The following is a 13,032-nucleotide window of genomic DNA, read 5'->3' as shown; positions in this document are numbered from 1 at the left end:
TTCACGTGGGCGGATGACTCCCACCTGTACTTCAAGCGGGCCAAGGCGACCGAGCTGCTGTACGGGGATGCGACCGCGAACAAGGAACTCCTCGCGCAACGCCTCGGACTCTGACACCAATCATGAAAGGGAGCGGTGAGGTCGTGACCGAACGCCGATCAGCGGACCCGGACCTGTTCCGGGCGGACGGGGACGCTCCTGTGCTGCTGGGCAGCCGGTGCGACAAGGACGGGGAATCGTTCTACCCGCGCCGATGGGCCGACCCGGTCCGTCTGGGCCCCGTGCACGATGTGGAGCTTTCGCAGTCCGGGGTGCTCTACTCCTACTCCTTCATCTACTACGCGCCCATGTTCGGCAAGTCCCAGCTGGACGCGGAAGGATACGGCGTCGGACAGGTGGACCTGCCGGAGAGGGTCAGGATCCAGACCACCCTGAAAGGGGACCCCGAGTCGTGGACGATCGGCGAACAGATGCGCCTCGTCCACACGAGCGTCGACACCACCGACGACGTAGAGACCGTGCTCCACAGCTTCACCCCCACCGCATGAACGGGACAACCCGCCCGGCCGGACCACTCGTCGGCGTGCGCATCATCGAACTCTCCGGAATCGGCCCCGGGCCCTTCGCCGGGATGCTGCTGGCCGACATGGGTGCGGAGGTGATCCGCGTCGACCGCACCACCGGTGGCTCGATGATGCAGGCCGCCGCGCCCAAGCTCGACGTGCTCGGCCGCGGCAAGCGGTCGGTCGCCGTCGACCTGAAGAATCCGGAGGGGGTTGCGGCGGTGCTCGACCTTGTCGCCAGCGCCGAGGCGGTGTTCGAGGGGTACCGCCCTGGCGTCGCCGAACGGCTCGGCCTCGGCCCCGATGTGTGCCTCGAGCGCAACCCCGCGCTGGTGTACGGACGGATGACCGGCTGGGGTCAGACCGGCCCGATGGCGCCGAGGGCCGGCCATGACATCGACTACATCTCCATCGCGGGGGCGCTGCATCCCATCGGACGAGCCGGGCAGCCGCCGACACCGCCGTTGAATCTCGTGGGCGACTTCGGCGGGGGCGGAATCTTCCTCGCGTACGGCATCGTCTGCGCCATCCTGTCAGCACGCACCACCGGTGTTGGGCAAGTTGTCGACGCCGCGATGGTCGACGGTGCCTCCGTGTTGATGGCGCCGTTCGTGGCCATGCGGGCCACAGGTATGTGGCAGCCCGAGCGGGGCACTAACCTGCTCGACTCCGGCGCGCCGTTCTACGACGCATACCGCACGGCGGACGGGCGCTACCTGGCCCTCGGCGCGATCGAGCCCCAGTTCTACGAACTGCTCATCGACGGACTCGGGCTCGCAGGGGAGGACCTCCCCGCGCAGATGGATCGCCAGGGGTGGCCGATCCTCAAGGCGCGGTTCGCGGAGGTGATCGCGGGCCGTACGCGAGACGAATGGGCGAAGGTATTCGAGGGATCGGACGCGTGCGTGGCTCCCGTTCTCGAGCCGGACGAGGTTCCCGACGACCCGCACATGAAGGCGCGCGACGCGTTCGTCGACGTCGCCGGTCTGCTCCAGCCGCGTCCTGCCCCACGGTTCAGCGGCACCTCACCCGCCGATCCGGCCTCCGCGCCGGCGAACGGACAGGACACGCGCGCGGTGCTCACCGAGCTGGGCTATGAGCCCGCGCGCGTGGATGCGCTGGTACGAGCAGGAGCCGTCGTCCAGGCGTAGGCCGAAAACGGCCGACGCAGCGCTCTGGCTGCGACGCGATCGGTGCCGTCTGCGACGGGTCGGGCCCGCTCCTGCTCAGCCGGTTCTTGGGAATCCATCAGCGCGGATGCGGCAGCATCGGTGTCGGCTCGCTGCATCCCGACGGAAGGCTCTCCTGTGACCGCTTCGGCAACACCGACTCTCCTGCGACGACTGCAGCATCCCGTCGTCGCGCTGATCGTCAGCGTGGTCGCAATCCTTGCGATCACGGCGTGGGGTTTCGTCGTGAAGCACCAGAGCAACGGCCTCGGCTTCATCCAGACGCTCAACGACAACCACAACCAGGTGCTCGACACGCTGGCTCTCGGGCTTTCGACGCTCTTCTCGCCCGGCCCCGCGATCGTCCTCGGGGTGCTCTTCGCGGCGGTCGTCGCCTGGGTCGCCCACAGCGTCGCGGTGGGGCTCGGAGCCGGACTCACCGTCGGTCTCTCCTGGCTCTCGAGCGACATCGTCAAGCTCATCGTGCATCGTCCGCGCCCGGAGTACAGCGCGATCGCCCACCACGTGGGCGCCGTCGACGTCGACCCGAGCTTCCCGAGCGGGCACGTCGTGTTCATCGCATCCCTGGCGGTCACGCTCGTGCTGCTGCTGCGCGGCACGGTGCACGTCCGCTGGGTGTGGGCGCCCGGGCTCGTCGCGACGGCGGCCGTCTCCTTCGCGCGCATGTATCTCGGCGCTCACTACCCGGATGACGTGACCGCGGCCGCGATCTACGGGATCTTCGGGTCGTGGGCGGCGTTCGCCGTGATCACCTGGATCGCCAGCGCCACCGGTGTCGCCGCGGTCCTCGACCGTCGCTTCCCGCTGCGCCGCGGTACGAAGTAGCTGCAACGAGAAAGCCCCCGCTCGCCATTCGAGCCGGGGGCTTTCTCGTGCGCGCGGCTTACGAGCGGCTGAACAGGGATCCGCCCGAGCGCAGCCGCGAGATCGCGTCGACGGAGGCGGCGAGGATCAGCACGCCGCCGGTGACGAGGTAATTCGCGCCGGCCGGCAGGTTGAGCAGGCCGAGGCCGTTGGTGATCATCGAGATGACCACCGCGCCGATCGCGGCGTGGATGAGGCGGCCGCGGCCGCCGAACAGCGACACGCCGCCGACGACCGCCGCCGCGACGCCACTGAGCACGATGTCGCGCCCGGACGTGGCATCCACCGACCCGACCTGGCCGATCGAGAAGATGCCGGAGACGACCGCGAGCGTCGAGCAGATGATGAAGGCGATCCACCGGATGGCGATGACCTTGACGCCCGCACGCCTGGCCGCCTCGGCATTGCCGCCAACGGCGTACATGTACCGGCCGAACTTCGTCCGGTCGAGGACGAAGGTGCCGATCCAGAGGATGAAGAGCACGATCGGGACGACGATCGGAACACCCCGGATGTCACTCACCGCGCCGCGATTCTGGCTGAGGAAGAACACCGCGAGACCGCCGAGGACGACGATGACGCCGACCTTCGCCCAGAGCAGCGCCTGGGCGCGGTTCGGGACACCGGCCCGCTTGCGGCGGGCGCGGTCCCAGAATCCGGTTCCGATCGTGATCGCGACCATCACGGCGAGCAGCACCCAGCCGCCCCAGATGGGGAGGTTGCTGTTCATGATCGCGAGGATCTGCGGCACCTGAACGGCGTAGCTGCCGCCATTGCCGATGATGATGAGCTCGAGGCCCTGGAAGCCGAGGAACAGGCCTAGGGTCACGACGAAGGAGGGTATCCCGACCCGGGCGACGAAGAAGCCGATGAACGCGCCGACTGCGAGGCCGATCGCGAACGCGGCGAGCAGCGCGAGTATCCAGTTGACGTGCACCACCGAGACGAGCACCACGAACGCGCACATCGCGACGCCGTAGGTCGTGCCGGCCGAGAGGTCGATCTCGCCCAGCAGGATGACGAAGACGAGCGCCATCGCCAGCATGACGAGCGTCGCCGACTGGGTCATGAGGTTGGCGAAGTTGCGCTCGGTGATGAAGAGCGGGTTGAGGATCGTGAAGAGAATGGCGAGCACGACCATGCCGCCGACGGCAGGCAGCACGCCCATCTCGCCCTGGCGGACGCGGGAGAAGTAACCGCGCACCTGATCGAGCAGCGTGCCCTCCTGGCCGGCGCCGATGAGGTCGTCGGCGATGGGGTCGGGCGCTGCGTCGCTGATCTGGACCGACTTCGTGCTCATGCGCGAGCCCTCTCATAGGTCTTGCTGCCGGTGATGTAGCCGACCACGTCGTCGTAGCTGGTCTCGGCGATCGGGACGTCGGCGACCATCTCGCCGAGGTAGAGGACGCTGACGAAGTCGGCGACCTTGAAGACGTCGGCGAGATTGTGGCTGATGATGAGGACCGCCACGCCCTGTTCGGCGAGGCGCTTGACGAGGTTGAGCACCTGCTCGGTCTGCGCCACGCCCAGGGCGGCCGTGGGCTCGTCGAGGATGACGAGCTTCGCCTCCTTGAGGACGGCGCGCGCGATCGCGACGGTCTGGCGCTGGCCGCCGGAGAGGCTCGAGACCTTCTGGCGCACCGACTCGACCGTGCGCACCGAGAGGGAGCGCAGCACCTCGGAGGTGCGACGCTCCATGACGCCCTCGTCGAAGAACCCTCCGCTCGTCTCCTCACGGCCGAGGAACATGTTCTGCACAATGTCGAGGTTGTCGCAGAGGGCGAGGTCCTGGTAGACCACCTCGATGCCGAGGGACGCGGCATGGCGCGGATTGGTGAGGTTGACCTCGTGGCCGTTGAACACGACCGTGCCGGAGTCGTAGGGCTGAACGCCGGCGAGACCTTTGATGAGGGTGGACTTGCCAGCGCCGTTGTCGCCGACCAGCGCGGTCACCTTGCCGGGGTAGACGCTGAGGTGGACACCGCGCAGGACGGTGACGGGTCCGAACGCCTTCTTGACGTCGGTGAGTTCGAGCAGAGGTGCGTCTTCTGCCATTGGTTGTCTCCTTCGACATGGGGGAGGGGGGTTTTCGCCGGAATCCCGCGAAAACCCCCCTCGTGATCGTTGATGTCTACTTCACGCCGTACGTAGCGCAGGCGGCCTGGAGCGCTGCAGTGTTGCAGATGTCGGAGGCCTTCGCGTCGCCGGCCTTCACGACGGCTTCGACGTCCTGGACATCGCCCGAGGCCTTCGCCTCGACGAGGACCGGGGTGACCGCGATATACGGGGTCCCGTCGGAGAGCGTCTTGGCGACGGTCGGCTTCTGGCCGTTCAGCAGCTGGATCGCGAGGTCGCTCGCGGCCTTGGCCTCATCCGGAACGTGCTTCCAGACCGTACCGGTCTGCTTGCCGAGCACGATGTTCTGAAGGCCGACGATGGACGCGTCCTGGCCCGAGACCGGCAACTTGAGGTGGTTCTTGTCGAGGATCTGGATGACGCCGGCGGCGTCCGTGTCGTTGGCGACCCAGACCGCATCGACCTTGCCGTTGAGCGAGGTGAAGGCGTTCTCGAAGTTGGTCGCGCTCTTCTGCTGGTCCCAGGCGCCGGTCGGCTCCGCTGCGGGCTTGGTCAGGCCTGCGGCCTGGAAGGCAGCGAGGGCGCCGTCGTGGAACATCTTGGCGTTGCCGTCAGACGGGTCGCCGCCCATGAACACGATGCTCGAGGAGGCGACGCTCTTGCCCGCGGCCTTGAGGCCGTCGATGACCGCCTGAGCCTCGAGCGCGCCGACCTTCGCGTTGTCGAACGACACGTAGTAGTCGGCCCCGGTGATCGGGCGGTCGTAGGCGATGACAGGGATGCCCTGCGCCTTGGCCGTCGCGGCGACGGCCTGGCCGGCGCCGTTGTAGTCGACGAGCAGCATCACGCCGCAGCCCTGAGCGAGCTCCTGCTGGGCGATGGTGGCGTACTTGCCGGTGTCGCCCTGGGCGTTCTGGATGTTGGCGGTGAAGCCTGCTGCCGTAAGGGCGTTCTGCAGGTCGGGCCGGTCCAACGTCTCCCAGCGCGGCGACGATGCCGCGTCGGGCAGGATGACGCACGCGGTCTTGCTTCCGCTTGCGCTGGTGGAACCGGTGGTGCTTGCCGACGGCGAGCTGCTGGATGGCGAGCTGGCGCATGCGGACAGCAGGATCGCCGAAACACCGGCGATAGCTGCTGCGGCGATCAGTGAAGTGCGCTTCACGTCTCGTAACTCCTTGCTTCTTCATTGAAGGCGAGGGGACCCTCGACTGCCTCCCGGTTGGGGAAGCATCTGAAATCTTCGTCCCAAAAATCGCGCCGCGCAGCGGAAACCGCGAAATCAAACGGTAACGGTTACGTAACCGAAAGTTTCGTCAAATAAGCTCGTCGATCGCACGTCCCGCGGCGAGGCGGCGCAGCACCGCGGAGTCGTCGGCGATCAGGTTGCTGTAGCGGCCGCTGGCGGCGTGCTCGCGGTCGGCCTCGGCCGCGATGGCCGCGGCCGCGGCCTGGAGCGTGTAGAGCGGAGTGAAAGGCGCATTGCGGGTGACGTCGGCACGGCGTCGTTTGCTGTACAGGACCCCGGTCGCGGCGTAGCACCAGCCGCCGTCCGGCATGAGGATCCATACGCTGCCGAGCCGATCGAGGTACGGCCCGGCCGCCGCGGGCATCGGGCCGTCGTCGTGGATCGGCGGCGCGCTCGGAGCAGCGACCGGAGCGGGCGCCGCCGAAGCCTCGGCGAGTGAGGTCTGCGTGTGGAAGGATTCGACGACGGTCACGGTGCGCTCCTGAGCTCGGGAGGGATGGCTTCACCCCGACTATCGGCGCGCTCCAGCGTGTCGTCAGGGCTGTCAGGGCACGCCCGTGCCGCCTTCCGGCGTGCGCGAGCCGACGACCCCGAGGCGCTTGAGCTCGGCGAGGAGGTGCGAGCCGTCGTGCCCGTAGACCCAGGGGATGCCACTCAGTGAGGTACGCGCATCGGACTTCTTGCGTCCGCCGGCGAGCACGGCCTCGCTCGCGGTCAGTTGACGGATCGCCACGCCGGAGACGTTGGCCGGATGCGCGAGCGCGAACCCGCCATAGATGGTCTCGTCGTGCTGGCCGTCGTCGCCGATGAGCAGCCAGCGGATGCGCGGGAACTCGCGGGCCAGGCGTTCGAGCGTGTCGACCTTGTGGCGGAATCCGTTGCGGAAGAACCGGTCGTGGGTCGGCCCCCAGTGGGTGAGGAGCAGCGGTCCCGTCGGGAAGAGGTTCCGCGTGAGGAATCGGCGCAGCGCCGGTGCGACGTTCCACGCCCCGGTCGAGAGATACAGCACGGGAGCCCCGGGGTGCTGCACGAGCACGCGCTCGTACATGACCGACATGCCTGGCGTGGGGACTCGCGCGTGCTCGCTGAGCACGAAGGTGTTCCACGCCGCGAGCAGCGGCCTCGGCAGCGCCGTGACCATGACGGTGTCGTCGACGTCCGAGACGATGCCGAAGGTCTCCTCGTCGCCGATGACCGTCACCTGCGCGGTCGTGAACCCCATGCTCTCGGTCGGCCGCAGCTCGATCGTGTGAGTGCCGGGCGGCAGGGTCGCGTCGACGACCTCGTCGATGACCCCGCCCCGGTCGGGGTGGAGGACGTGCTCGACCCCGGCGATGACGGCGACGACGGGCACCCCGTTGGCCGGCACGGCCATGAAGCTGCGCCATCCGCGCACGCGCGGCTCGCGGCGCGGCGGCATGGCCGGCGGGGGAGCGGCGAGCACGACGCGCGCGAGCACGCGCACCCAGGTGGGCGAGCCGTAGCCGACGTAGGGGATGACGATCGGGCGGTAGCCGCGCCGGCGCGCATGGGCGGCGCGGAACCGATTCACCGCATCGTCGATGCGTGCGGCCCGGTGCATGCGTCGCTCGCTCGCCGTGTCCATCGAGACAACCCTGGCACGGCTCATATTGAGGTGTGCTTAGACTCACTCAAGCGCTTTCCACCGTCACCCCGAAGCGCGCCCTCCCCGACGGCACAGAGAGGCCTTGGAGATCCACCATGCCGATTCACGAACTCGCCAATCGCCCCCACCGCCCGGTCGTTCCGACCGTTCGGACCGAACCGGTGCAGGAACGCAGCGTCACGCGTATCGACGCCCTGCTCGACGCCGCCGCCGAGGTGGTCGACCAGGTCGGTTTCGACCGCCTCACCACCGCAATGGTGGCCGAACGCGCAGGCGCGTCGATCGGAACGGTCTACCGCTACTTCCCCGACCGGATCGCGCTGCTGCAGAGCCTTCGCGAGCGTGCGACGTACCGCTACCGGCTTCTCGCGGTCGAGCGTATCGAGCTGCTCAAGCCGGCTTCCTGGGACGCCGTCGTAGACCTCACCATCGACGCCTACGCCGACATGTACCGCTGCGAGAAGGGGTTCCGCATCACCCGCTTCCTCGACACCGAGCGCGGCGGCACCCGCACCCCGTTCGACGAGAGCCAGCTCGACTTCTTCGCCAAGCTCGCCGCCAACATCCTCGTCGAGGATTACGCGCTGCCGCAGGGCGACGAGCTGGTGCTGCGCCTGGCGTGCTGCGCCGAGATCGTGAGCTCGCTCGTGGGCCGCGCGTTCGCAGCACCGGGCACTGCCGCCGACGAGCGCTTCATCGTCGAGGCGCGCCGCATGGTGCGCGCGTACCTCGGCTCCTACTACAGCTAGGCGAAGCGCTGCCCGCTGTCGTGACGGATTCCCCGGCCGCGGTTTTCCGCGAGCGCCTCGGCCGCGCGCCGTACGCATTCTGGCTCGTCCAGCCTGATGGCTCGCACCTCATGGGCGCGGGCGATCCGGCTGACGTCATCGTCGGCGACTTCCGCACCCCGGCCTATCGGATGCTGCGCGAAAGGCTCGCCCACGGCGCCGGGCACGGAGTCGGCGGCGGGTGGTACGGCTGGCTCGGCTACGAATTCGGCGCTCACCACATCGGCGCACCCGTGGCGCCGCCGATCCCCGGCGCGGCTCCGGAGGTCGTGCTCATGCGCTGCGACGAGCCCGTCGTGCTGCGGGCGCCTCAGGGGTCCGCAGCGGAGGCCAGGGAGACCGGACCGTCGCCGGTGGAGGGGGAGTGGCGCCTCACCCGCTCCGAGTACCTCGCCGCTGTGCACTCCTGCGTCGCCGCGATCGCCCGCGGCGACGCCTACCAGCTCTGCCTCACCGACCAGGCGACGCTCGTGGCGGGCGCCGAGCCGCTCGACGCTTTCGTCGCACTGCTCGCGGCGAGCCCGACGACGACCGCGGGATTCATCAGGGCGGGCGACTTCGCGCTCGCCAGCGCCTCGCCCGAGGAGTTCCTCGCCGTCGCGGCATCGGGCCGGGTGACGAGCTCGCCCATCAAAGGCACGCGGCGACGCGGCACGACACCGGAGGACGACGCACGGCTGCGGGCCGAGCTCGCCGCCGATCCCAAGGAGCGCGCGGAGAACCTCATGATCGTCGACCTCGTGCGCAACGACCTCGCGCGGGTCGCCGAGCTCGGCACGGTGGCGGTCACGCGGCTGCTCGATGTCGAGACCTACGCGACGGCGCACCAGCTGGTGAGCACGGTGACGGCGCAGCTGCGCGCAGGGCTGACCGCGGTGGACGCCGTCGCGGCCGCCTTTCCTGCCGGGTCCATGACCGGCGCGCCGAAGCTCGCCGCGGCGACGCTGCTGGGCGCCCTCGAGCGCGGCCCGCGCGGCGTCTACGGCGGCTGCTTCGGCTCGTTCGGGTTCGACGGCTCGGCGCGGCTCTCGATGGCGATCCGCGCGATCATGTTCGCACCCGACGGCGCATCGGTCGGCGCCGGCGGCGGGATCACGGCGCTGTCGGACGCGGGACGGGAGTACGACGAGATGCTCCTCAAAGCCGCGCTGCCCCTGGCCGTGGCGGGCGGCCGACACCCGGCCCGGTAACCTGGAACATCGTGTCAGACGCCCCGCAGAACGAGTACGACTTCGCCGCCATCCAGGATCGGTGGCGGCCGGTGTGGGATGCCCTGAACCCCTTCGCGACCGATGATCCGGCCGACAGCCGGCCCCGCAAGTACGTGCTCGACATGTTCCCGTACCCGTCCGGCGACCTGCACATGGGGCATGCCGAGGCGTTCGGCTTCGGCGACATCGTGGCGCGCTACTGGCGCCAGCAGGGCTTCAACGTGCTGCACCCCATCGGCTGGGACTCCTTCGGGCTGCCGGCCGAGAACGCGGCGATCAAGCGCGGCGTCGATCCCCGCGCGTGGACCTACGCCAACATCGCGCAGCAGAAGGCGAGCTTCAAGCAGTACGCGCCCAGTTTCGACTGGAGCCGCGAGCTGCACACCAGCGACCCCGAGTACTACAAGTGGAACCAGTGGCTGTTCCTCAAGCTCTACGAGCAGGGCCTCGCCTACCGCAAGGAGGGCAGCGTCAACTGGTGCCCCAACGACCAGACGGTGCTCGCCAACGAGCAGGTCGTCGACGGCCGCTGCGAACGCTGCGGTGCCGAGGTCACCAAGAAGAAGCTCACCCAGTGGTACTTCCGCGTCACCGACTACGCCGACCGCCTGCTCGACGACCTCAACCAGCTCGAGGGCCGCTGGCCGTCACGCGTTCTCCTCATGCAGCGCAACTGGATCGGCCGTTCCGTCGGCGCCGACGTCGACTTCACCATCGAGGGCCGCGACGAGCCGGTGACCGTCTACACGACCCGGCCCGACACGCTGTACGGCGTGACGTTCATGGCGGTCGCGCCGGATTCCGACCTCGCGGCCGAGCTCGTGGCATCCGCGACGCCCGAGATCAGGGCGGAGTTCGAGGCGTACCTCGAGAAGGTGCGCGCCTCGACGGAGATCGAGCGCCTCGCCACCGACCGCCCGAAGACCGGCGTGTTCCTGGGCCGGTACGGTATCAACCCGCTCACCGGCGAGCGTCTCCCGATCTGGGCCGCCGACTACGTGCTCGCCGAGTACGGCCACGGCGCCATCATGGCGGTGCCGGCGCACGACCAGCGCGATCTCGAGTTCGCGCGGGCGTTCGCTCTGCCCGTCAAGGTCGTCATCGACGTCACCGCGCCCATCACCGGCGCGATATCCGTCATCACCGACGACGTCATCGACGCACTCGCGGTTCTGCCCGACCCCGCCGCCACCGGCGAGGCCCTCGTCGGCACGGGCCGGCTCATCAACTCGGGACCGTTCAACGGCCTCAGCAAGCCCAGCGCGATCAAGAAGATCACCGAGACTCTCGAGGAGAAGGGCATCGGAGGGCCGGCCAAGAACTTTCGGCTGCGCGACTGGCTCATCTCCCGGCAGCGGTACTGGGGCACGCCGATTCCGATCATTCACTGCCCCTCCTGCGGGCTCGTGCCAGTCCCCGAGGACGAGCTGCCGGTGCGGCTGCCGGATGCCGCAGGCCTCGACTTGCGACCGAAGGGCTCGAGCCCGCTCGGCGCGGCATCCGATTGGGTCAATGTGACCTGTCCGCGGTGCGGCGGCGCGGCGCGGCGCGACAGCGACACCATGGACACCTTCGTCGACTCGTCGTGGTATTTCCTGCGGTTCCTGTCGGCGAACGACGACACTCAGGCCTTCGATCCCGCGGAGGCGTCGAAGTGGGCTCCGGTCGATCAGTACGTCGGCGGCGTCGAGCACGCCATCCTGCACCTGCTCTATGCGCGCTTCATGACGAAGTTCCTCTTCGACCGGGGCCTTGTGGACTTCACCGAACCGTTCACGTCGCTGCTCAACCAGGGCCAGGTGCTCATGGACGGCTCCGCGATGAGCAAGAGCAAGGGCAACCTCGTCGAGTTCAAGGCTCAGCTCGACGAATACGGCGCCGACTCCCTGCGGGTGACGATGGCCTACGCCGGCCCGCCCGAGGACGACGTCGACTGGAAGGACGTCTCGCAGTCGGGGTCCTCCAGGTTCCTGGCGCGCGCGTGGCGGGTGGCGCGCGATGTGTCGAGCACGCCGGATGCGGTCTGGAAGGATGGCGACGCTGCGCTCCGGCGGCAGACGCACCACTTCCTCGCCGATGCGCCCGGCCTCATGGAGTCCTTCAAGTTCAACGTCGCCATTGCGCGCATCATCGAGCTCGTCAATGCGACTCGCAAGGTGATCGACTCGGGCGCGGGCCCCGCCGACCCGGCGGTGCGCGAGGCGGCCGAGGTCATCGCGCTCGCGCTGAACCCGTTCGCGCCGTACACCGCCGAGGACATGTGGGCGCTCCTGGGTTACGAGCCGACGGTGGCCCTCGCCCAGTGGCGCAAGCCCGATCCGTCGCTGCTCGTCGAGGACTCGACGACGGCGATCGTGCAGGTCGACGGCAAGGTGCGGGACCGTCTCGAGGTCAGTGCCAAGATCGGCGCCGAGGAGCTCGAGGCGCTGGCGCGGGCGACGGCCGGCGTGGTGCGCTCCCTCGAGGGACGAGAGATCGTGAACGTCATCGTGCGCGCACCGAAGATCGTCAACATCGCCACCCGCGCGGTGTAGGGGTTCGCGCTAGTCCTCTACAGGTGGACGCGGCGATCGGCGTGCTCGCCGATTCCGGACCCTGGACGGGTGCGGCCGATGGCGGTGCCTAGCTTCGCCGCGTGACCCGGCTCGACGCGCCCCCCGAGGTAGGCATCCTGAAGCGGTCGGCGGTGAGGGCGCCGGGCCGGGTCCGCCTCGCGGTCGGCGCGGCGGTGGTGCTCGTCCTCGGCGGCGTCGGCGCTGCGGTGGCGGCAGGACTCCTCACCCCCGGCGCCTCGACGCAGACGTTGCCGCCGCCGACGTCGATTCCGCGGGTGACTGCGGCGCGGACCGCGCCGGCGGTCGCCTTGGTGCACGTGCTCGGCCGGGTGCGGCACCCCGGCCTCTACGAGCTCGCCGCCGGCGCGCGCGTGCTGGACGCGGTCTCGGCCGCCGGCGGGTTCGCGGCGCAGGCCGATCGGTCGGGCCTCAATCTCGCGGCCAGGATCGTCGACGGTCAGCAGGTCGTGGTGCCCGCGGTGGGGCAGCCCGGCACGGCCAGTGCGCCTGCGGGCAGCGTCTCTGGGGCCGCGCCAGCCGGCGCTGGCGGGAAGATCGACCTCAACACGGCCACCGCCGCCGAGCTCGAGACGCTGCCGCGCGTCGGGCCCGCGATGGCGCAGCGCATCATCGCGTGGCGCGAGGCGAACGGCGGCTTCGCGAACGTCGACGACCTCAAGAACGTCACCGGCATCGGCGACAAGACCTTTGCGGCCCTGGTCGATCTGGTGAGGGTGTGATGCGCGATCTTCGGCTCGTGCCGGCCGCGGCCGCCTGCTGGGCGACCGCAGCCGGTGCGCTCGCCTGGCCGCACGCCGGGTGGCTGTGGTGCGCGGTGGCGATCGTCCTCGCCGGTGCGCTCATGGGGTGGGCACTGCTCGGTGTGCGGCATCGCGCCGCGGCCGCCGGCGC

General features: G+C 69.4%; 13 protein-coding genes. 8 read left to right on the top strand and 5 right to left on the bottom strand.

Translation table 11 applies throughout. The features are described from left to right. The first annotated feature begins 143 nt into the window (after positions 1–143). The 3 genes from M7D61_RS01385 (at position 144) to M7D61_RS01375 (ending at position 2,578) form a co-directional block, all read left to right on the top strand. Positions 144–548 carry an OB-fold domain-containing protein gene (locus M7D61_RS01385; RefSeq protein ID WP_298226847.1) on the top strand — a complete coding sequence of 135 codons (405 nt, stop codon included), beginning with the start codon at positions 144–146 and terminating at the stop codon, positions 546–548. Continuing rightward, positions 545–1,714: a CaiB/BaiF CoA-transferase family protein gene (locus M7D61_RS01380; RefSeq protein ID WP_298226846.1), complete on the top strand. Its 1,170-nt coding sequence runs from the start codon at positions 545–547 to the stop codon at positions 1,712–1,714. The genes M7D61_RS01385 and M7D61_RS01380 overlap by 4 nt, the downstream gene beginning before the upstream one ends. 156 nt (positions 1,715–1,870) lie before the next feature. Then, positions 1,871–2,578 carry a phosphatase PAP2 family protein gene (locus M7D61_RS01375; RefSeq protein WP_298226844.1) on the top strand — a complete coding sequence of 236 codons (708 nt, stop codon included), beginning with the start codon at positions 1,871–1,873 and terminating at the stop codon, positions 2,576–2,578. A gap of 58 nt (positions 2,579–2,636) precedes the next feature. Here the strand turns inward: M7D61_RS01375 and M7D61_RS01370 are convergent, their stop codons facing one another. The 3 genes from M7D61_RS01370 to M7D61_RS01360 form a co-directional block, all read right to left on the bottom strand. Then, a complete protein-coding gene (locus tag M7D61_RS01370) occupies positions 2,637–3,917 on the bottom strand; it encodes an ABC transporter permease (protein ID WP_298226842.1) in 1,281 nt (426 codons plus the stop codon). After that, the gene (locus tag M7D61_RS01365) at positions 3,914–4,672 is read right to left on the bottom strand and encodes an ATP-binding cassette domain-containing protein (RefSeq protein WP_298226841.1); all 759 of its coding nucleotides are present in this window, start codon (positions 4,670–4,672) and stop codon (positions 3,914–3,916) included. The genes M7D61_RS01370 and M7D61_RS01365 overlap by 4 nt, the downstream gene beginning before the upstream one ends. Positions 4,673–4,748: 76 nt before the next feature. Continuing rightward, positions 4,749–5,666, bottom strand: a complete 918-nt coding sequence (locus M7D61_RS01360; protein ID WP_298226840.1) for a substrate-binding domain-containing protein — start codon at positions 5,664–5,666, stop codon at positions 4,749–4,751. Positions 5,667–5,703: 37 nt separating this feature from the next. On the opposite strand from M7D61_RS01360, the gene M7D61_RS01355 reads away from it, so the two are divergent. Continuing rightward, entirely contained in the window at positions 5,704–5,883 is a 180-nt protein-coding gene (locus M7D61_RS01355; RefSeq protein WP_298226838.1) for a hypothetical protein, read from the top strand. A gap of 123 nt (positions 5,884–6,006) precedes the next feature. On the opposite strand, the gene M7D61_RS01350 is transcribed toward M7D61_RS01355, so the two are convergent. Both M7D61_RS01350 and M7D61_RS01345 read right to left on the bottom strand, forming a co-directional pair. Next, complete coding sequence (locus M7D61_RS01350; RefSeq protein ID WP_298226836.1) at positions 6,007–6,411, bottom strand: hypothetical protein; 405 nt, start codon at positions 6,409–6,411, stop codon at positions 6,007–6,009. Positions 6,412–6,483: 72 nt separating this feature from the next. After that, on the bottom strand, positions 6,484–7,569 hold the full coding sequence (locus tag M7D61_RS01345; RefSeq protein ID WP_298226834.1) for a phosphatase domain-containing protein: 1,086 nt from the start codon (positions 7,567–7,569) through the stop codon (positions 6,484–6,486). Between the two features lie 158 nt (positions 7,570–7,727). Here M7D61_RS01345 and M7D61_RS01340 point away from each other — a divergent pair, with 158 nt between their 5' ends. The 4 genes from M7D61_RS01340 (at position 7,728) to M7D61_RS01325 (ending at position 12,860) form a co-directional block, all read left to right on the top strand. After that, complete coding sequence (locus M7D61_RS01340; RefSeq protein WP_298226833.1) at positions 7,728–8,315, top strand: TetR/AcrR family transcriptional regulator; 588 nt, start codon at positions 7,728–7,730, stop codon at positions 8,313–8,315. 20 nt (positions 8,316–8,335) lie between these two features. Continuing rightward, a complete protein-coding gene (locus M7D61_RS01335; RefSeq protein WP_298226831.1) occupies positions 8,336–9,544 on the top strand; it encodes an anthranilate synthase component I family protein in 1,209 nt (402 codons plus the stop codon). 11 nt (positions 9,545–9,555) lie between these two features. Beyond that, a complete protein-coding gene (leuS, locus tag M7D61_RS01330) occupies positions 9,556–12,099 on the top strand; it encodes a leucine--tRNA ligase (RefSeq protein ID WP_298226828.1) in 2,544 nt (847 codons plus the stop codon). Between the two features lie 101 nt (positions 12,100–12,200). Then, positions 12,201–12,860 (top strand): ComEA family DNA-binding protein, encoded by a 660-nt coding sequence (locus M7D61_RS01325; protein WP_298226827.1) that lies wholly within the window; start codon positions 12,201–12,203, stop codon positions 12,858–12,860. Positions 12,861–13,032: the final 172 nt, after the last annotated feature.

Origin of the sequence: Gryllotalpicola sp. (genome assembly GCF_027352875.1) — a bacterium.
Classification (GTDB): Bacteria; Actinomycetota; Actinomycetes; order Actinomycetales; family Microbacteriaceae; genus Gryllotalpicola.
Note: the sequence above shows the minus strand (reverse complement) of the source record. Positions and strands in the feature narration are given on the sequence as shown.